Below are 20,639 nucleotides of genomic sequence, written 5' to 3'. Positions count from 1 at the left end.
GTGGCAGGGTCACCGGGTCATCGCGCCACGGCCCGGCAGTACGCCTCGTCGGTGGCGAGGAGGTGGCGGTGGGTGGCCTCGGCGGTGATGACGCCGTCGTCCAGGACCAGCACCCGGTCGGCGGCGTCCAGCAGGGCCGGGCTGCTGGTGAGTACGACCGTGGTGCGGCCCCGGCGCAGCTCGGCGACGTTGCGGGCGACGAGTTGTTCGGTGACCGCGTCGACCGCCGTGGTCGGGTCGTGCAGGACCAGGATGTCGCTGTCGGCGGCCAGGGCCCGGGCCAGTGAGAGCCGTTGGCGCTGGCCTCCGGAGAGGTTGGCGCCCCGGTCGCGGACGGTGTGGTCCAGTCCTTCGCGGTGCAGGGCGACGACGTCGGTCAGCAGGGACGCCTCGACGGCCTCCGAAATCATGCGGCTGGTGCCGGAGGGGTCGATGTTGGTACGGAGCGTGCCCGCGAAGATCTCCCCGTCGTAGGGGTTCACCAGCATGTGCGCGCGTACCGCCTCGGCCGGCAGGTCGCCGATCTCCTGGCCGCCGAGCCGCACCACCCCCTCGTACGCGTGGGGCGGTACGTTCAGCGCCAGGATCGCCGCGAACTCGGCGGCGGCGCGCGGCTGGTAGGCGGCGATCGCGACGAACTCCCCTGCGGCGACCTGCAACTTGAGCTCGCGCAGTGAGCCGTGGCGGACGCGGTCGATCTCCAGGCCGGCGCCCGGCTCGGGGCTTCCCCTGCCCGGGGCCGCGACCGGCGGGGCGTCGAGGACCAGCGCCATCCGCTCCGCCGAGGCGCGCGCCATCATCACGTACTTCGGCATCTCCGAGAACAGCTTCATCGGTTCCATGATGAACTGCGCCAGGCCCACCGCCATGACGAGTTCCCCGACGGTGATCTGCCGGTCGAAGGCGAGCCAGCCCGCCGCCAGGGTCACGACGGCGGCGAGAAGGGCATTGAGGGCCAGTGAGGCACCCGCGTAGGCCCCGTTCACCCGGGCGACGGTGATCGCCTGGTGCTTCGCCTCGGTGCTGACGTCGCGGTAGGACCGGAACGCGGCGTGGTTGCCGCCGAAGCCGTGCAGCGGGCGGAGGCCGGTGATCAGGTCGGCGACCTTCGCGCCCGCCCGCGCCACCCGGGCCTGCTGCTCCTTGGTGCTCGCGCCGATCCGTTTCGACATCACGCCGAGGACCGAGAGGATCGCGGCGGCTCCCACGAAGACCAGCAGACCGAGCCGCAGGTCGGCCAGTCCGAGCGCGGTCCCCGCGACGAGGATCGCGACGACCGAGCTGACCAGCAGCGGCACCACCTCGATGATGTCGGCGGTCTGGTCCGCGTCCTCGGTGGCGATGGTCAGCACCTCGCCGGACTTCAGGTCCATGTCCCGGGCCACCGGCTGGAGTCCGCAGGCCGCGACGCGGACCCGCCAGTGGTGCGCCTCGGTCGTGTTGGCCTTCTGCAGGATGCGCATCCCGAACCGCCAGGAGAGCGACACGGTCGTGATGATCACGGCCAGCGCGCCGATCGACAGCAGGAGTCTGCCGAGGCTGCGTTCCTGCATGGTGTGCTCGACGATCAGGCCGAGTGCGATCGGAAACGCCGTCTCACCGGCCTGGTAGAGGCCCATGAGGACGGTGCCCCAGGCCATGGCGCCGATGTTGCGGCGCAGTGCGGTCCGCAGGATGTCGGCGCCCTGGCGGGGCCGCTGGGTGTCAGCTGTTGTCTTCAAGGTGCCGCGCAATCGCTTCCGGGGTTCGCAGGGTGAGCAGATCACGGATGGTGATCACGGGTCCGTACTCGCGGCGGAGCAGCCCGATCAGCCGCACCGCCAGCATGGAGTGTCCCCCGAGGGACACGAAATCGCTCACGGCACTGACCTCGTCGTCGTCCAGGTCCAGTGCCTCGGCGAAGAACTCACGGACCAGGGTCTCCGTCTCGCCCTCGGGGGCCCGTTCGCCGGCCGTGGTGAGGACGCCGAGGGGCTTGGCCTCGGGCAGGGCTTTGGTGTCGGCCTTGCCGTTGACGGTCAGCGGGATCGCGTCGACCCGCGCGTAGTGCGTCGGGCGCAGGAAGTCGGGCAGCCCGGCGCCCACGTCGGCGGCGACCGAGGCGAGGTCGGCGACGCCGGCCCCGTCGCGGCCGTCGAGCACCAGATAGGCGGCGAGCCGGTGGGCTCCGTCGACCTGGGGGTCGGGCTGGGCGACGGCGGCGACGAACCGCACCGCGGGGTGCGCGGCGAACGCGGCCTCCACCTCGCCGAGTTCGACCCGGTGGCCCCGGATCTTGACCTGCTGGTCGGTGCGGCCGAGGTAGTTCAGGTTCCCGTCGGGACGCCGGAGCACCAGGTCCCCGGTGCGGTACATCCGGGCGCCGGGTTCGCCGAACGGGCAGGCGACGAAACGGTGCGCGGTCTGGGCGGGCTGCCCGAGGTAGCCGCGGGCGATGCCGACGCCCGCCACGTACAGCTCGCCGGGAACGCCGTCCGGCAGGGGGCGCAGCCACGGGTCGAGTACGTACACCTCGGTGTTGTCGATGGGCACGCCGACCACCGGGTCCTGGCATTCGAAGGTGCCGACGCCGAGGGTGTTGATGGTGTACTCGGTGGGCCCGTAGAGGTTGTAGCCGACGGTGCCATCGGTGGCGGCGAGTCGCTGCCAGAGGGCGGGGGTGACGGCCTCGCCGCCGAGCAGGACCAGTGCGGGGCGGTGTGCGGGGTCGTCGAGCAGGCCCTCGGCGACCAGTTGCTGGGCGTAGGTCGGGGTCACGTTGATGACGTCGATGCCGTGTTCGAGGCAGTGGGCGACGAGCCGGGGGGCGTCACGGCGCAGTTCCTCGTCGCAGATGTGCACCTCGTGGCCGTCCGCGAGCCAGAGGAGCTCCTCCCACGACATGTCGAAGGCGAACGACACGGTGTGTGCGATGCGGAAGGTCCGGTGGCCGTGTTCGGCGAGGACCGGTTCGAAGACGCGGCGCTGGTGGTTGATCAGCATGTTGGTGAGGCCGGCGTACTCGGTCACCACACCCTTGGGCTTCCCGGTCGATCCGGAGGTGTAGATGGTGTACGCGGGGTGCCGCAGGCGGTCCGGATCGTCGGGCGCGAAGGTGACGAGGGGTTCGGCGTCGGGGAGCGGGCGGTCGAGTGCGATCAGTTCGCCGGTCAGCCGGGGTGCGACGGCGCTGACGGTGAGGGTGACCGCGGGCCGGGCGTCGGCGACGATCGCGGCGATCCGCTCGTCGGGGTGGTCGAGCTCCAGCGGTACGTAGGCGGCGCCGGTGCGCAGCACGGCGAAGAGCGCCACGATCGAGTCGAGGGAGCGCGGGAGGGCGAGGCCGACGGTCGTCTCGGGGCCGATGGAGCGTGCGGCGAGGACGCCCGCGAGGGCACGGCTGCGGTCCCTGAGCTCGGCGAAGGTCATCGTGGCGCCGTGGGCGACGAGCGCGGTCCGCCCGGGGTCGCGGTCGGCGGCCAGGTCGAACCGGTCGACGACGGTGTCCGTGCCGATCTCCGTGGTGTCGGCGGGCGCGGGCACGTCGCCGAGACCCGGAAGTGCGCCGAGGGGGCCCGTGGTGCGGGCCAGGGCGTCGAGCACGCGCAGGTAGCCGGCCAGCAGGCGACGGGCTCCCTCGGTGTCGTCGTCGCGGTACTCCAGCTTGACGGTGAGGCGGTCGCCCGGGGTGACGACCCAGGTGAAGGGGTAGTGGGTCGAGTCGTCGGCCTTCACCGAGGTGATGCCGTGCCGGGTATTCATCGCGGCGAACGCGTCCATGTCCAGGAAGTTCTGGAGCACGAAGAGGTTGTCGAAGAGGCTGTCGTGTCCGGCGGCCCGCTGGATCTCGCCGAGCCCGAGGTGTTCGTGTTCCATTGCCTCGACGCGGGCCCGCTGGACGGCGGTGAGGTAGGCGCCGACGGTGTCGTCCGGGCGGGGCCGGGTCCACTGGGGCACGGTGTTGAGGAGTACGCCGACGATGCCGGAGGTGTCCTCGCCCTCGCGGCCGGAGACGGTGACGCCGAACACGGCGTCGGTCCGGCCGGTGTGCGCGCCGAGCAGGAGGCCGAAGGCGCCGGTGAGCACGGAGTTCAGGGTGACGCCGTGGGTCCTGGCGGCCTCGCGCAGACGGTCGGACTCCTCGGTGGTGAGGGTCTGGGTGAGGGCGCGCGGCAGGTCGTCCGGGAAGGAGGGGTCCGGTCCGGCGAGCAGGGTCGGGCCGGTGAGCCCGGCCAGGTGCCCGGCCCAGAAGCGGGTGGGAACGGCGGGATCCTTGGCGGCGAGCGCGCGGGCGTGGTCCTCGAAGGACGGGGCTGCGGGGGCCGGGTCCAGAGGCTCCCCGGCGAGGATCGCCCGGTAGGCCTCGAAGAGGTCGCGGAGCACGATCTCGCGGGACCAGCCGTCCCAGAGCAGCAGATGGTAGCTGAGCAGCAGGCCGTCGCGGCCGTCGGGCAGCCGCACCACGGTCAGCCGGACCAGCGGCGGTTCGCCGGGGTCGAATCCGGTGTCGCGGTCCTGGGCGCGCAGGGCGTCGGTCTCGGCCTCCGTGGTCAGGGAGACCGTGCGGACGGGGACGCGCCGGCCTGCGGCGAGGACCTGGACGGGGTAGCCGTCGTCGTCGGTGGTGAAGCCGGCGCCGACGACCGGGTGGCGGGCGATCACGTACGCCATCGCCCCGGCGAGCGCGTCGGTGTCCAGGCGCCGGTCGAAGGTGAACCAGCTCTGGGCGACGTAGTGTCCGGCGGTGCCCGCCAGCTGGGCCTGGAAGTAGAGGCCGCGCTGGAGCGGGGTGACCGGTACGGTGCGCTCGGCGGTCGCCGAGGCGTCGGCGATCTCCTCCAGGGCGCGCCGCCAGTGCTCGGTGATCGTGTCGGGGACGCCGTCGGCGAGGATGAACTCCGCGTGCACGCTGCCGGTGGCGCTGTCGGTCCAGGCGTTGACCTCGACGGCGTACGGGCTGCCCTGGTCCCCCGGGGTGAGGCGGAGCGCCTCCGACTCGCTTCCCCGGCCCAGGTAGTTGAAGAGCACCTGGGGGTGCGGTCGGGCGGTCAGGAGCGGTCCGGTCTGCGGGTTGAGGTGGCGGAGCAGGCCGTAGCCGAGGTGTCCGTCCTCGTCGGACCGGCGCGTCGCGGCCTCGCGGGCAGCGGCGACGGGGTCGGTGTGCGCGGTGAGGCGTACGGGTGCGACGGCGGTGAACCAGCCGACCGTACGGGAGTAGTCGTGGTGGTCCCGGGCGGGGACGCGACCGTGGTGTTCGAGGTCGATCGCAAGGTCGGTGGGCTCGTTCTGGATCCGGGTCAGCGCGGTGCGCAGTGCGCCGAGGAGCAGTTCGGTGATTCCGGTGCCGAGGGCGGCGGGCGCGGTGCGGGTGACCCGGTCGCCGGTCTCCGGCGGGAGCACGGTCGTCCGGACGCGGAGCGTTGTGGCCGGGGGCAGCGGGGCGGGGGCGTCGAGGGTGGTCAGCCAGTGGCCGAGGCCGTCGGCGGCTTCGGCGGAGCGGGTGGTCAGTGCTTCGGCGTACTCGGCGAAGGGGGTGGTCGGCGGTGCCAGGGTCTCGCCGCGCAGGGCGGCGGCCAGGTCCTCCAGCAGGATCAGCCAGGAGACCGCGTCGACGCCGAGGTGGTGGGCGGTGACCACGACGGTGCGGGTCTCCCCGATCCAGGAGAACGCGACGACGTGCCCGGCCGAGGGGTCGAGCCCTGCGGCGGCCTCGTCCGCCGCGGCCGTCGGGTCGGTGGTGTCGGGGAGCAGGACGGTGGCGGTGCGGGCGGGTTCGGTGGCGAGGGTCCACACCCCGTGGTCGGCGCGCAGCCGCAGCCGGAGGGCCGGGTGCGTGGCCAGCAGGGTGTCCGCGGCGCGCCGGACGTCGGCAGGCGTGGTGCCCTCGGGCGCGGTGAGGGCGCGGGCCTGGGCGAACCGGTCGAGCGAGCCGCCCAGTTCGCGCTGGCGCAGGACGATCGGTGTGGGGTGGAGCGGGCCGCCCTGCGGGCGGACGGGCTCGGGTACGACGGGGAGCTGCGGCGCGCGGGTCTCCAGGTGCGCGGCGAGCGCGCGCGGGGTCCGGTGGAGGAACACGTCGCGGGGTGCGACGGGCAGACCGAGCGCCCTGGCCCGGTTGATCAGGGTGATGGCGACGATGCTGTCGCCGCCGGCCATGAAGAAATCGGTGTCGCCGTCGACGTCGGGTTCCGGCAGGGTCTCGGCGAAGAGGTTGACGAGTGCGTCGAGGGTGACGAGTGCGTCGCGCGCCGGGCCGCTCGTGGCCACGGGGGTGTCCTCCCGTGCGGCGCGCTCGGTCAGGGCTGTGCGGTCGAGTTTGCCGTTGACGGTGAGCGGCAGGGCGTCGAGGGTCAGGACCCGGCCCGGCACCATGTGGGCGGGCAGCTTCGCGGCGAGCAGGCGGACGAGGTCGCCGGGTGCCCGGCCGACCACGTGGGCGACCAGGTGGTCGCCGGTTTCGGCGGGGGTGACGGCCGCGTCGGTGATGCCGTCGAACTCCCTGATCGTGGACTCGACTTCGCCGAGTTCGATGCGGAAGCCCTTCAGCTGCACCTGGTCGTCGGCGCGGCCGACGAACTCCAGCTCTCCACCGAGGGTGCGGCGCGCGAGGTCACCGGTGTGGTACATGCGGGAGCCGTCGCCCGCGAACGGGTCGGCGACGAACCGGCCTGCGGTGAGGCCGGGCCGGCCGAGGTATCCGAGGGACACCTGGTCGCCCGCCACGTAGATGGCGCCCACCCGGCCGGGCGGCACCGGGCGGAGCCGGTCGTCGAGGAGGTGGGTGGTCAGGCCGGGGACGGGACCGCCGATGGGGCTGGTGTCGCCGCCGCCGAAGTCCTCGGCGGTGAGTACCCGGTGGGTGACGTGGACGGTGGTCTCGGTGATGCCGTACATGTTGACCAGTTCGGGCGCGGTGGTGCCGTGCCGCTCGACCCAGCCGCGCAGCCGTCCGAGGTCCAGTGCCTCACCGCCGAAGACGATCCGGCGCAGCGCGGTGGCCGGTTCCGCGGCGTGCCGGTCGGCCTCGACGAACTGGTAGAAGGCGGAGGGGGTCTGGTTGAGGACGGTGACCCCGCGTTCGCGGACCAGCCGGTGGAAGTCCACCGGGGAACGGGTCAGGGCGTACTCCGGCACCAGCAGTTCCGCGCCGTGAGCCAGCGCGCCCCACAGCTCCCAGACGGCGAAGTCGAAGGAGTAGGAGTGGAACTGGACCCAGACGTCGTCGGGGCCGAAGTCCATGGCGGGACGGGTGTTGGCGAGCAGGGTCACCACGCTGGAGTGCGGGACGACGACGCCCTTGGGCCGGCCGGTCGATCCGGAGGTGTAGATGACGTAGGCGGGGTCGTGCGGGCCGGCCCCGGTGGGTGCCACCTCCCGCGACGGCGGGTCGGCGCGCAGTGGCTCGTCGCCCAGTACCAGCAGGCGGGCGGGGTCCTCTCCGGTCCGGCGGAGCAGGCCGGTGAAGCGGTCCCGCCCGCCGGGTGCGACGAGGACGACCTGCGGGGCGGCGTCGGCGAGGATGTGTTCGAGGCGCTCGTCCGGGTACGCCAGGTCCAGCGGTACGTACGCTCCGCCGGCGGTGACGACGGCGACCAGGGCAACCACCTGTTCCACGGAGCGCGGGACCGCGACGGCGACCCGGCTGCCGGGCCGGACCCCGGCCGCGCGCAGTACGGGGACCAACGCGTCGCGAGCGGCCGCGAGTTCGCCGTAGGTCAGGGAGTGGGTGGTGCCGTCGAGGGCGCACGCGGTGACGGCGGTGGCGGCAGGGTCGCGGCGTGCGGCGGCGTCGAAGAGTCCGCCGAGCGTCGTCGGGGCCGTCGGTTCGACGGGCCGGTGCTCCGGGTGCGCCAGTGCGCGGACCGGGGCGTCCGGCCGGGTGAGCAGGGCGGTGAGGGTGCGGGTGAAGGTGCGCAGGATCTTCCGGGCGCCGGCCTCGCGGAGCAGTTCGCGGTCGTGGACGAGGTTGAAGCGGACGCGCCCGTCGGGGGTGCGTTCGACGACGAGGGTCAGGGGGTAGTGCGGGGCGCCCTCGTTCTCGACGGCGGTGATGGCGAGGTCGTCGCCGGGGCTCCGCAGCGCGTCCACGTCGGTCGCGACGTCGAACACCACGAGGGTGTCGAAGAGGGTGCCGTGGCCGGCCAGGCGCCCGGTCCTGGCGAGAGAGACGTGGCTGTGCGGCAGGACATGGCTCTGGTGTTCCCGGACGGAGGCGAGCAGTTCGCGGGCCGTGGTGATGTCGGACCAACGGGCGCGTACCGGAACGGTGTTGATGAACAGGCCGACCATGTCCTCGATGCCGGGAACGTCCGCGTCGCGTCCGGACACGGTGGAGCCGAACACCACGTCCGTGCCGTGCAGGATGCCGCCGAGGGTCAGCGCCCAGGCGCTGTGCACGGCCACGCTCAGGGGCACGCCGGCCGACCGTGCGGCGGTGTCGACGTCCGTGGCGGGGTCGGCGCCCTCTTCGACGGCGTCGGCGAAGCGGTCGGACGGGGTGTGGTCCGGGGCGACCAGGGAGGGGCCCGGGAGTCCGGCGAGCTCCTCCCGCCACACCCGGTCGCTCTCCGTCTCGTCGAGGCCGGCGAGGTGGCGCACATAGTCGGCGAACCCGCCGGTCCGGTACTCCGTGCCGGGCGCGTGGTACTCGGCCAGCAGCGCGCGGAGCATCGGAGGTACCGACCAGCCGTCGGCGACGATGTGGTGCACGGTCTGCACCAGCACGGTCCGCGCGGAGCCGGCGCGGATCAGGGTGTAACGCATCAACGGGCCGGTGGCCAGGTCGAATCCGGCGCGACGGTCCCGCTCGGCGAGGTCGCGGATCTCGGCGTCGGTGATCCCGGGCCGCTCCAGCACCGTGAAGGGCGCGCTGATCCCGCTCTCCAGGACGGACACGACCCGGCCGTCCGCGAGGGCGGTGAACCGTGCGGCGAGGTTCGGGTAGAGCTGGAGGAGCCGCGTCGCCGCCGCCTCCAGTCGGCCGGTGTCCACCTCGCCGTCGAGGGTCAGCAGTTGCTGCTCGACGTAGGCGCCCGCCGAGTCGTCGTCGAAGACGGAGTGGAAGTAGAGGCCTTCCTGGAGCGGGGTCAGCGGCAGGATGTCGCGGAGCTCCGGTGTGTCGAGGGCGTCGACGTCCGCCTGGGTGAGCGGTACGAGGGGGAAGTCGCTGGGGGTGTGGCCGCCCTGCTGGAGGGCGGCCAGGCCGGTCAGTGCTTCCCTCAGATACGTGACCAGGGTGTCGATGTCCTCGTCGGTGAACATCCCGTCGGGCCAGGAGAGGGTGGTGAGGAGGTGGTGAGCGCCGGTGGACGAGGCTTCCGCGATCGCGTTGAACTCCAGGGGGCGCGGCAGCCGCATGCGCGGGTCCCGCTCCTCGCCCAGTTGCCCGGTGCTTCCCGAGAGCCGCCAGTCGCCGGAGGTCTCCGCGTCGAAGCGGCCGAGGTAGTTGAAGAGCACCTGGGGTGCGGGCGTGTCGAACGCGGTGCCGGTCAGGTGGCGCAACACGCCGTAGGAGAGGCCGTTGGCCGGGACCTGGGCGAGGTTCTCCTTGACCGCCTTGAGCGCGGCGGCGAGGTAGCCGGGCGCGGTGAGGTCCCCGGCCGCGCCGGGGTCCACGGTCACCGGGAAGAGGGTGGTGAACCAGCCGACGGTGCGGGACAGTTCGGGCTCGGATCCGGTCACGAAGCGCCCTTCGCGGCCGTGCCCCTCCAGCTCCACGTGGGCGAACGTCTGGTCCTGTCCGAGGTCGCGGCGCCACCGGGCGAGGGTGACGGCGAGCGCGGTGAGCAGGACGTCGTTGACGCCCGCGTGGAACTTCGCGGGGATGTCGCCCAGCAGTGCGGCGGTGGGGCCGGGACCGAGCGTCATGGTCCGGGTGCGTTCCCGGTCGACGGTGTCGGTCCCGGACGGCGCCCGGCGGCCGATGGGTCCGTCCGCTCCCGGCAGGGGGCGCTGGAAGTACGCGCGGTCCGCCTCGAAGTCCGTGCGCGCGAGAAGTTCCGTCCAGTGCCGGAAGGACGTGCGCACCGGGGGAAGTTCGATCGGCGCGCCGGAGGACCACTGGCGCCACGCCGTGGCCAGGTCGTCCATCAGGACCCGCCAGGACACGCCGTCGATCACCACGTGGTGGACGACGAGGACGAGTTGGTGTGCGGCGCGGCGCCAGACGGCGCGGAGCATCACACCGCCGTCGGGGTCGAGCGCGTCGGTCGCGAGGGCGACGCACTCCTCCTGCGGCAGGCCGCTCTCCTGCCACCCCGCGGCGGCTCCGTCCGCCTCGGGGACGTCGAAGGCCCAGTGGTCGCCGCGTACCAGCCGGGCGCGGAGCATGTCGTGCCGCCGGACCAGGGCGGTGAGGATCTCGTCGAGGGCGTCGGCGGTCAGTTCGGCGGGGACGTTCAGCACCACCGACTGCACGAAGCCGTCGACCGCGTCGGTGGTCTCGCCGAGCCACCGCAGGATGGGCGATCCGGTGATCTCGCCGGTGGCCACGTCGCGGTGGAGGGGCGCGGAGGCCTCCTCGCGGCTCGCGACGGCGGCCAGCGCGCCGATGACGCTGTGGGTGAAGATCTGTCGCGCCGTGACGTGGAGGCCTGCTTCGCGCAGTGCGCTCAGCAGGGAGATGGCGAGGATGCTGTCGCCGCCGAGGCGGAAGAAGTCCTGGTCGACACCGACCTCGTCCAGCCGGAGCAGCGTGGCGACGGCCGCGCAGACCGCGCGTTCGTCGTCGGTGGTGGGCGGGACGAACGAGCCGGTCGCGACGACGGGTTCGGGCAGGGCCTTTCGGTCGAGCTTGCCGTTCGCGGTGAGCGGGAACTCCTTCATCACGACCATGTGGGTGGGCACCATGTACTCCACCATGTGCTTCTCGGCCCAGGCCCTGACCTCGTCGCCGCGCAGGTTCTCGGACCCGGTGGCGGGGATGACGTATCCCACCAGGTAGGTGCCGCCCGCCGCGTTCTTCTTCGCGACGACGCAGGTGTGACGTACGGAGGGGTGTTCGGCGAGGCCGGCTTCCACGTCCTCGATCTCCAGCCGCATGCCGCGGATCTTGATCTGGTTGTCGGCACGGCCGAGGAAGTCCAGCGAGCCGTCGGGGGCGTAGCGGGCGAGGTCGCCGGTGCGGTAGAGCCGGGACCCGTCGTCGGCGAAGGGGTTGGCCACGAACCGGGCCGCGGTGAGGCCGGGGGCGTTGACGTAGCCGCGTCCCAGGAGGAAGCCGCCGACGTAGAGTTCGCCGCCGACGCCGACGGGGACCGGGCGCAGTTCGTCGTCGAGGACGTAGAGCCGGGTGTTGGGGTTGGCCTTGCCGATCGAGGTGGAGAGGCGTTCGGCGGCGCCGCGGTAGATGACGTGCGAGACGCCGATGGTCGTCTCGGCGGGGCCGTAGCCGTGGTAGAGCGGGATGTCGAGCTTGGTGCGGAAGCGTTCGTACAGTTCCGGGGTGAGCACCTCGCCGCCGCACCACACGTGCCGCAGGCTGTCCAGCCGGCCGGAGTCACCGGCGATCTCCAGCAGGACGTCCAGCATGGAGGAGACCAGGTAGGTGAAGGTGACGCGCTGCTCGGCGATCACGCTCAGCAGGTGGTGCGGGTCGCGTTCGCCGCCGGGCCGCAGGACGACGAGCCGGCCGCCGGTCACCAGGGGCAGGAAGATCTCGTTGATCGAGATGTCGAAGGAGAGCGGTGCCTTGAAGAGCGAGGCGTCGTCGTGGCCGAAGCCGAGGATCTCGCGGCTCTGCCAGAGAAGGCGTTCGCTGATCGCCTCGTGCCGGATCATCGCGCCCTTGGGGCGTCCGGTCGAGCCGGAAGTGAAGATCACGTAGGCGAGGGCCGCCCCGGACACCGTGGCGTGGGACCCGTCGGCGGGCTCCGAGCCGTAGCCCCAGTCGCCGAGGTCGACGGCGACGGCCTCCGGCTCGCCCTCGGGCCGTAGCCCCGAGTCGTTGAGCTGGAGGACGGCCCTGGCGTCCTCGATGACGACGCTCCGGCGGGCGGCCGGCCACTGCGGGTCGAGCGGAACGAAGGCGCCTCCCGCCCGGAGCACCGCGAGCAGGCCGATCACCATGTCCGCGGACCGGCCGAGCGAGATGCCGACGACCTCTTCGGGGCCGAGCCCGCGACCGCGTAGGTGATGCGCCAACTGAGCACTCAGTGAATCGACTTGACGGTAGGTCAGCGAGCGGTTCCCGTCGACGACGGCGATGGCGTCCGGCCTGGTGCGCGCCTGTTCGCGGAACATCTCCACGAGGGTCGGGCGGTCCCGTTCGGCGTCGGTGTCGTTCCACCGGGCCAGCAGTTCGGCCCTGGCCGAGGCGTCGGCGGTACCGATCGTGCCGAGGGGCCGGTCGGGGAAGTCGAGGAGATCGTCCAGCACGCCGCGTACGTCGGCAGGTTCGACACCCTCGGGGACGGTGATGCTCCGGCCGTCCTCGCCCACCGTCCACCCGGCGGGCCCCGTACCTCCGTTGTGCACCCAGCCGAGGATGTCGGGGAAGAGCGTGGCCGGGCCGAGGCCCATGCCTTCGGGGCCGCGGCCGGTGGCCCAGTACGACAGGCCGATGGCACAGGCCTCGGTGATGGTGGTGTCGGAGTAGTCACCGGTTCGCCGGCGCACAGCGGCCAGGCTCGCGGGAGACAGCGGCACGAGGCGGGCGTGGGGGTCCATCATCGAAGACTCATCGTCCCTTCCGGGTTGGAGAGTTGGCTCGGAACGGGCACGGTCCGGGCTGGGTTCGTCGGCTGGTTCCGGGCGCGCGCCCGAGCACGGTGCGCGGTTGGTCCGCTGCATCGCGGAAGGGGCGGGAGGTACCGTCGTCCGGCACGCCGAGGAGACCGGACGGGGGTGTCCGCATCCGGACGGGCGTGCGGGTGCGCCGTTGCACAGGGGGCGGGCGTACGGGATACGGGGTGTCGAGTTACGGGGGGGTGTACGAGTAACGGGGGGTGTACGAGTTGCGGAGGCGGGCGGGGTTCAGCTTCCTTCGCGCCAGGCCCGCCACAGGCGTGCGTACCGGCCGTCCAGGGCGACCAGTTCCCGGTGGGTGCCCTGCTCCACCACGCGCCCGGCGTCCAGCACCGCGATCCGGTCCGCCGCCATCGCCTGGGTGAGCCGGTGGGCCACAAAGAGCGTGGTCCGGCCGGCGCACGCGGCCAGCACGGCGCGCTCCAGTTCGGCGGCGCCCTCGCTGCCGGCCTCGGCGGTCGATTCGTCGAGCACCACCACGGGGGCGCGGCCGAGCATCAGCCGGGTCAGGGCGATCTGGGCGACCCTGGTGCCGTCGAGGCGTTCGCCGCCCTCGCCGACCGGGGTGTACAGCCCGTCCGGCAGGGCGTCGAGCCAGGCCCCGGCGCCGACCGCGCGCAGCGCGTCGGTCAGTTCGGCGTCGGTCGCCTGCGGAGCGGCGAGGCGCAGGTCGTCGGCGAGCGGACCGGAGAACACGTGGGTCTCCTGCGTCAGGATGCTCACCAGGGCCCGCGCGCCGGCCTCGTCGAGGTCGGCGAGGTCGGCCGGGCCGATGCGCACGGTGCCGGTCTGCGGGGAGCCGATGCCCGCGATCAGCGCGGCGAGCGTCGACTTGCCCGCGCCCGTCGCCCCCACCAGGGCGAGCGAGCCGCCGGCCGGGATCGTCAGAGCCACGTCCCGCAGGACCGGCTCCTCGGCTCCGGGATAGCCAAAGGTCAGCCCCTCCACCGTCACGGGGTACGGGACGACGGCCGCCGGGGCGACCGAGGTGTCGCCCACCAGCCGGTCTTCCGCCTGCTCCCCCAGGACCCCGACCAGGCGGGTCAGGCTGGCACCCGACTTCTGCGCCTCGTCGAAGGTGAACATGATGGAGCCGAGCGGGGTGAAGAGCCGGTGGAACATCAGCGGGGCGGACGCCACCTCGCCGAGGCTCGCGGCGTCGTTCTCCAGCAGGGCGTACCCGACGAGGAGGATCAGGACCAGGCCGATGAACTCGGCGCGGTTCTCGCGGCCGACGAACCGGCCGAAGAACCGGAATACCTCGACGCCGAGCTCACGCACCCGCCACGACTCACCGGTGACCTTCTCGCGTACGGCACCCTCCAGGCGGTAGGCCCGCACGGTGTCGATCCCGTTGAGGCCGCTGATCAGCGCCTGGGCTCGGTCGGCCTGGGCGGCCCGCTGCTTCTGGTAGAGCGGTGCGGACCGGGGGAGGTACCAGCGCAGCGCGAACGCGTAGGCGGGCAGCGCGCCGGCCCCCGCGAGGCCGAGCCGCCAGTCCAGTCCGAACATGGCGGTGGTCGCGATGGCGACGAGGACTCCGGCGGTGAACACGGTCGGAACGGCCGACCGGATGCCCTTGGAGAGCACGGCGACGTCGTCGCCGACCCGGGAGAGCACGTCCCCGCGGCCGACCTGTTCGACCCGGGCGCTCGGCATGCCCAGCACCGCACGGACGGCGCCTTCGCGCAGTCGTGCGAGCAGGTCCGCGCCGAGCCGTCCGATGAGGTACGTCGATCCGGCGGTGGCCGCCGCGCCGAGCAGCGCGGCGGCTCCCATCAGGACACCGACGGTGACCAGGACAGAACGTGACTCGCCGTCGACCACCCCGTCGACCACCCGGCCGAGGAGGAGCACCGGAAGCACCTGCAGGACCGCTCCCGCCACCGTGGTGAGCACGGTGGCGGCCGTCAGCAGAGGCACCTGCCGGCAGTGCGCCACGAGCCACCGGGTTGCTTCTCCCCCGCCCGCCGTGCGCAGGGTCGCGGGGGCGGTGCGGGTGTCCACGGCGCTCACGCCGAACCCCTGACGGCCCGTGCGGTACGGGACGGGGCGGCCGGCATCACTGGTCGACCGACTTGACGAGCTCGTCGATGGCGTAGGGCAGGGAGAGCAGGGTGCCCTGGGACATGGCCGCGCCGACCGCCGGCCCCTCGCTGTCGAGGAGGTACGAGACCTTCCCCGCCTTCACCGCCGAGAGGTTGGCGAAGAGGTCGAACTTCTTCAGCGCGTCCGTGTCCGCCTTGTCGTTGATGACGAAGATGCGGTCGACGTCGACCAGGTCGATGCGCTCGGGCGAGAGGACGGTGTAGAACTTGCCGCCCGCGGCCTTGTCGACCTCTGTGGCGCCCTGGTAGCCGATGCCCGTGATGAGCCGTCCACGCACGTCGGTCGTGGCGAAGGGTGCGACCGAGCCCTCGTACCAGGACAGCGCCACGGCTGTCTGGTCGGCGAACTCGGGGTGGGCCGCCGCCGCGGAATCGAGCTTGGCCTGGATGCCCTCCACGAGCGCCTTGCCCTCGGCCTCCTTGCCGAGTGCCTTGGCGATGTGCACGGCGTTGTCCTGCCAGGGAGCGCTGAACGGCTCCTTCTCGGCCTTGGTGCGGCCCACCGTCGGCGCGATCCTGGAGAGCTTGTCGTAGGCGGCCCGGTCGATCTCGGAGTAGACCGCGATGATCAGGTCCGGCCGCAGGGCCGCGATCTTCTCGTAGTTGGGGCCCGCGTCACCGTTGCTCATGATGACCTCGGGACGGGTGTCTCCCCACTTGTCCTTCACCCAGGGCCACTGGGTGTTGATGTCGGGAGACGTGCCCGCGGGGTTCGGGTACTGGTCGACCATGCCGACCGGCTTGACGCCGAGCGCGAGGATGGCCTGGTCGTCCGTGTAACCCACGGAGACGACCCGCTGCGGGGCCTTGGTGATCTCGGTGGTGCCGAAGGCATGCTCCACGGTGACCGGGAACGCGCCGGTGGCGGTGGCCGGAGCGCTGCCGCTCGCCTTCGCGTCGGGCTCGTCGGAGCCGCCGCATCCGGCGAGGAGGCCCACACCCAGGGCCGTGGCGGACAGGATCGCCGCCACCCGCCGCCAGGACTTCGTACCCGTCGTTCTCTGGAGGAGCATCCCGAATCCCTTGCTCTCGCGCTGGCCGCCCGCGCCCCGGTCGCGGGGCAGCCAAACCGTATCCTGAAGAGGTGAGGCCAGCCTAGCCTAACCAAGGTATTTCCTGTGCCTCGATGCCTAGTTGGAACGGACGTGCGTCCGCCCGATCGGCACGATGAGGGGACGGTCGCCCACCGGATCGTCGATCACCTCGGCGCGCAGGCCGAACGCCTCGCGCAGCAGATCTGCGGTGATGACGTCCCGGGGGTGCCCCTGGGCCAGGATCGCCCCCTCCCGCATCACGATGAGGTTGTCGCTGTAGCGCGTCGCCAGATTGAGGTCGTGGAGCACCATGACGACGGTGCGGCCCGATTCGTGCAGGTCGTCCACGAGGTCGAGCACGTCGATGGCGTGAGCCAGGTCCAGGTAGGTGGTCGGTTCGTCCAGCAGCAGCAGATCGGTGCCCTGGGCGAGGGTCATCGATATCCAGACGCGCTGCCGTTGCCCGCCGGAGAGCGAGTCGACCGGGCGGTCGGCGAGTTCGGACACCCCGGTCATCGCCAGCGCGCGCTCGACCACCTCGGCGTCGTCGGAGGACCACTGCCGCAGCCAGCTCTGGTGAGGATGCCGGCCCCGGGCGACCAGATCGGCCACGGTCAAGCCCTCGGGGGCGACGGGCGTCTGCGGCAGCAGCCCCAGCTTCTTCGCCACGTCCCGGGTACGGAGCCGGGCGATGTCGTCGCCGTCCAGCACGACCGTTCCGCTCGTCGGCCTGAGCAGCCGGGTCAAAGTGCGCAACAGGGTCGACTTCCCACAGCCGTTGGGGCCGATGATCGTGGTGATCAGCCGTGACGGGATCGACACGTCGAGGTCGTCGATGACCACGCGTCCGCCGTACCCGACCGTCACCCCTCTGGCAGCCAGCCGGGCGTCTTCCGATTCGGCACCGGTCGTGGTTCCGGTCCCGGTGGTTCGCCGCGTGGTCATCTCTCCCCCGTCGTCGGTCGTCGTCATGTCGGCCCCCATGTGCCGTCAGCCCGCTCGCTTTCCCGCGAGGTTCGCCCGTACCAGCAGATACACGAGGAAGGGTCCCCCGATCGCGGCGGTGACCACCCCCACCGGCAGCGCCATGGGCAGTGCCGTACGTGCGACCAGGTCCGCGCCGGTCAGCAGCAGCGCCCCCACCAGCCCGGAGGCCACCAGCGGTGGTGTCGGGCACCTGGCCAGCCGCATCGCCACCTGCGGCGCCACCAGCGCCACGAAGGGCACCGGGCCGGCCGCGCTCACCGCCGCGGCGGCCAGCAGGACCGCGCAGAGCAGCAGAACCGCACGCACCCGTGTGTACCGGACGCCCAGCCCGGCGGCCACCTCGTCGCCGAGGTGCATCGGCTTGAACTGGAAGGCGGCGGTGGCCACCACGGCGAGGAGCGCGAGGGTGCACCAGAGTGCCACCCGGACCTCGTCCCAGGAGCGGTTGTCGAGCGAGCCGACCAGCCATGCCTGGGCCCGCGCCACGTCCCTGATGTCGGCGGTCACGAGCAGCCATGTGGTGAGCGCCTCCGTCACGGCGCTCACCGAGATGCCGATGAGGATGAGCCGGAATCCGTCGACCCCCCGGCGCCACGCCAGGAAGTAGACGAGCAGTCCGGTGCCGAGGCCACCGGCGAGCGCGGCGATGGAGAGGCCCACGGAGCTGACGACCGCGGCGGCGGCCCCGCCCGAGACCGTGACGAGGAACACCGCGACCGTCCCGGCGCCCCCGGTGATGCCCAGCACGTCGGGGCTGGCCAGCGGGTTGCGCGCGACGGACTGGGTGATGGCCCCGGAGACCCCGAGCGCGACCCCCACCACCAGTCCGGCCAGGGCCCTCGGCATCCGCAGTTCCATGACGACGAACTCGTCGACCTGTTCGCCCCGGCCGAAGACCGTGGCGATGACCCGGGGCAGCGCGAGGGGGAAGTCCCCGACCGCGATGGAGAGGCAGAACACCAGGAAGAGCGCGACGGCCAGCACGAGCGTGACTGTGACGATCCAGGGCCGCCAGACGAACGACACCCGGCCGAGGCGTACTCCGGGTGCCGCGGAGGGCTTGGGCTTCGGGGCGGGCGCCGGTGCCGGAGAGGACGACGGCTGCGGCGAGGGCGACGGCTCCGGGGAGGGCGACGGCTCCGGGGAGGGCGATGATTCCACTTCTGTCCCGTTCACGCGTTCCTGAACTTTCCGCGCCAGACCAGGACGGCGAAGAACGGCGCGCCGAGCAGGGCGACGACGACGCCCGCGGCCAGTTCTCCGGGCCGCACCACGAGGCGTCCCACGATGTCGCAGACGAGCAGGACGGCGGCTCCGAGGAGGCCCGCGTACGGCACCAGCCAGCGGTAGTCCGGTCCGGCGAGGTAGCGGGCGATGTGGGCCACCATGAGCCCGAGGAACGCGACGGAACCGCACGCGGCGGTGGCCGCTCCCGCGAGCAGGGTGATGGCGAGGATGCCGACGGTCCGGCTCAGCGCGATGTTCACGCCGAGCCCGCGCGCCACGTCCTCGCCCAGGGTGAGCAGGTTGAGGGCGGGCAGGGTGGTCGACGCGAGGACCAGCCCGACGGCGATGAAGGCGGTCATCGGCCGGATGACGTCGAATCCGACCCCGGCGACGGAGCCCGCGTTCCAGAACCGCAGGGCGTTCAGCGACTTCTGGTCGGAGAGCGCGACGGCCGTGGTCATCGCGGCGAGGAACACCGTGACGCCCTGGCCGGCCAGGGCGAGGGTCAGCGGATTGCCCGCCCCCCGGCCCACACTGGACAGGCCGAACACGACGACTCCGGCGACCGCCGCCCCGAGGAAGCCGAACCAGACGTACTGGAACGGGTCGGTGAAGCCGAGCAGCCCGATCGCGGCCACCACGGAGAAGGAGGCGCCGGAGTTCACACCGAGCAGTCCGGTGTCGGCTATCGGGTTGCGCGTGTATCCCTGGATCAGGGCCCCGCCGACGCCGAGGGCGATGCCCGCCACGATCGCGAGCACGGTACGGGGCACCCGGACGGTCCGCACGATGAGCCTGATCTCGGTGAGCCGCCGGTCGGTGTCCGGCTCGGCGAACAGGCCGTGCCACACGTCGGCGGGGCTCAGCGCCCGGGCACCGACCGCCAGCGAGGCGACCCCCGCGAGCACGACGATCAGCGCGAGCACGCCGAGGCCCACAACTCGTCTTCGACGCGTGTTCGTTGCTCCCCGGGGTTCGGAGAGCTCCACCGTAGTCGTGGTCATGTCGTCGTACGTTATCCCTTTGATCTTCCGCGTCCGCAGGGGAGGTTGGCCAATTCGCTCCGCCGAGGGCCTGGTTGGCCCGGGACGCGCCCCGGCCGAGGGTACCCGCGGGCGGACCCGGCTTCCCCGCCGCCCAGGAGCGGGCCGCCCTCGCCGGGTCTCAGCGGGACGCGCCGACGACCCCTTCGGCGACAGCCTCCGCGTTCCCCGAGGCTCCCCCGGCCCTGCGGTCGAGCAGCGAGTCCAGGATCTCGCCGACCCGGATCGCGGTGTTGGAGAGCAGCGACGAGGTGATGCCGTGGGTGTGTTCCGTACCGCCCTGCAGGTAGATGCCGCAGCGCAGTGCGGGGTCGGTCCCGATGCGGTAGTCGCGCTCGACGCGGACGCGGCCCCGGTCGTCGGTGCGGCAGAGGTCCGCGGCCTCTCCGAGGAGGCCGAGGGGGTCGACGGGGCTGTAGCCGGTGGCGAGCACCACGACGTCGGCGTCCAGGGCGGTCTCCTCGCCCGTGACCAGGGACGTCACGGTGGCACGGGCCTTCTCCTCGGTCTCCTTGACGCCGACGAGGCGGGAGACGTTGAGGAAGCGCAGTCGTTCGGTGCCGAGCACCTTCTCCTGGTAACTCTGCCGGTAGAGGTCGTCGATCAAGTCGATGTCGACCACCGAGTAGTTGGTGTTTCCGTGATAACCCATCAGGCGTTGCTTGATCTCGTCGGGCGCCGCGAAGTACTCGTCGACGGCACCCGGGTCGAAGATCCGGTTGGCGAAGGCGCTGTCGTCGGCGGGGCTGTATCCGTACCGGGAGAAGACCGCGCAGATCTCGGCTTCGGGGAAGGCGCGGTGCAGGTAGGCGACGTTCTCGGCGGCGCTCTGTCCGGCACCCACGACGACGAACCGGGAGGGCGAAGTCCCCTCCAGTTCACCGACCCTGGCCAGCAGTTCGGAGTTGTGCCACACCCGGTCACCACGCTCGACACCCTCGGGCAGCAGGGGGCGGAGCCCGGTACCGATGACGAGGTTGCGGGCCCGGTGGACGGAGAGCCCCTGCCCCGAACGGACCGTCACGTCCAGGTGATCCACGATTCCGTCCTGGACGGCCGGCCTGACGGAGACGACCTCGTGGCCGTAGGAGACCATGTCCTCGACCTGGGCGGCGGCCCACTCGAAGTAGTCGTGGAACTCGACCCGCAGCGGGAAGAGGTTCTTGTGGTTGATGAAGTCGATCAGCCGCCCCTTGCTCTGGAGGTAGCAGAGGAAGCTGAACTCGCTGGCGGGGTTCCGGAGCGTCACCAGGTCCTTGAGGAAGGACACCTGCATGGTCGCGTCGTCGATCAGCATGCCGCGGTGCCAGCCGAAGCGCGGCTGCTGCTCGAAGAAGTGGGCACTGACCGGCTGTCGTTCGCCGGCGCGGGCGTTGTGCTCACTGATCGCGATGGCCATGGCCACGTTGGACGGTCCGAAACCGATTCCGATGAGGTCATGGACCTGCGGTGCGTCGCCAGGAAGAACCGGTGACATGTCACTCCCATTCGTGCGGGGAAGCCGCTCATGGCATGGG

General features: G+C 72.2%; 8 protein-coding genes. All 8 read right to left on the bottom strand.

From position 1 onward, the window contains the following. Positions 1-17 precede the first annotated feature (17 nt). The 8 genes from ACFZAX_RS11280 to ACFZAX_RS11245 all read right to left on the bottom strand — a co-directional run bounded on the left by ACFZAX_RS11280 (position 18) and on the right by ACFZAX_RS11245 (position 20,599). Complete coding sequence (locus ACFZAX_RS11280; protein WP_390960828.1) at positions 18-1,721, bottom strand: ABC transporter transmembrane domain-containing protein; 1,704 nt, start codon at positions 1,719-1,721, stop codon at positions 18-20. Beyond that, entirely contained in the window at positions 1,705-12,648 is a 10,944-nt protein-coding gene (locus ACFZAX_RS11275) for an amino acid adenylation domain-containing protein (protein WP_390960827.1), read from the bottom strand. Before ACFZAX_RS11275 ends, ACFZAX_RS11280 begins: the two co-directional genes overlap by 17 nt. Positions 12,649-12,951: 303 nt before the next feature. Further along, positions 12,952-14,739, bottom strand: coding sequence for an ABC transporter transmembrane domain-containing protein (locus tag ACFZAX_RS11270; protein WP_390960826.1), 1,788 nt, complete (start codon positions 14,737-14,739; stop codon positions 12,952-12,954). A gap of 46 nt (positions 14,740-14,785) precedes the next feature. Next, positions 14,786-15,844, bottom strand: a complete 1,059-nt coding sequence (locus ACFZAX_RS11265; protein ID WP_390960825.1) for an ABC transporter substrate-binding protein — start codon at positions 15,842-15,844, stop codon at positions 14,786-14,788. Positions 15,845-15,961: 117 nt separating this feature from the next. Continuing rightward, positions 15,962-16,810 (bottom strand): ATP-binding cassette domain-containing protein, encoded by an 849-nt coding sequence (locus tag ACFZAX_RS11260; RefSeq protein ID WP_390961011.1) that lies wholly within the window; start codon positions 16,808-16,810, stop codon positions 15,962-15,964. Positions 16,811-16,855: 45 nt separating this feature from the next. After that, the gene (locus ACFZAX_RS11255) at positions 16,856-17,878 is read right to left on the bottom strand and encodes an iron chelate uptake ABC transporter family permease subunit (RefSeq protein ID WP_390960824.1); all 1,023 of its coding nucleotides are present in this window, start codon (positions 17,876-17,878) and stop codon (positions 16,856-16,858) included. Between the two features lie 146 nt (positions 17,879-18,024). Beyond that, entirely contained in the window at positions 18,025-19,083 is a 1,059-nt protein-coding gene (locus ACFZAX_RS11250; RefSeq protein ID WP_390960822.1) for an iron chelate uptake ABC transporter family permease subunit, read from the bottom strand. Between the two features lie 160 nt (positions 19,084-19,243). Next, positions 19,244-20,599, bottom strand: a complete 1,356-nt coding sequence (locus tag ACFZAX_RS11245) for a SidA/IucD/PvdA family monooxygenase (protein WP_390960821.1) — start codon at positions 20,597-20,599, stop codon at positions 19,244-19,246. Between the last annotated feature and the right edge of the window lie 40 nt (positions 20,600-20,639).

It is taken from the genome of Streptomyces sp. NPDC008125 (assembly GCF_042957125.1).
In the GTDB taxonomy this organism is placed as follows: domain Bacteria; phylum Actinomycetota; class Actinomycetes; order Streptomycetales; family Streptomycetaceae; genus Streptomyces.
Note: the sequence above shows the minus strand (reverse complement) of the source record. Positions and strands in the feature narration are given on the sequence as shown.

What these genes read in the sequence shown, in the direction of transcription:
- ACFZAX_RS11250 (WP_390960822.1), bottom strand. Translation starts at nt 19,083, where the DNA reads ATGACCACGACTACGGTGGAGCTCTCCGAACCCCGGGGAGCAACGAAC.
- ACFZAX_RS11275 (WP_390960827.1), bottom strand. Translation starts at nt 12,648, where the DNA reads ATGATGGACCCCCACGCCCGCCTCGTGCCGCTGTCTCCCGCGAGCCTG.
- ACFZAX_RS11245 (WP_390960821.1), bottom strand. Translation starts at nt 20,599, where the DNA reads ATGTCACCGGTTCTTCCTGGCGACGCACCGCAGGTCCATGACCTCATC.
- ACFZAX_RS11265 (WP_390960825.1), bottom strand. Translation starts at nt 15,844, where the DNA reads ATGCTCCTCCAGAGAACGACGGGTACGAAGTCCTGGCGGCGGGTGGCG.
- ACFZAX_RS11260 (WP_390961011.1), bottom strand. Translation starts at nt 16,810, where the DNA reads ATGACCACGCGGCGAACCACCGGGACCGGAACCACGACCGGTGCCGAA.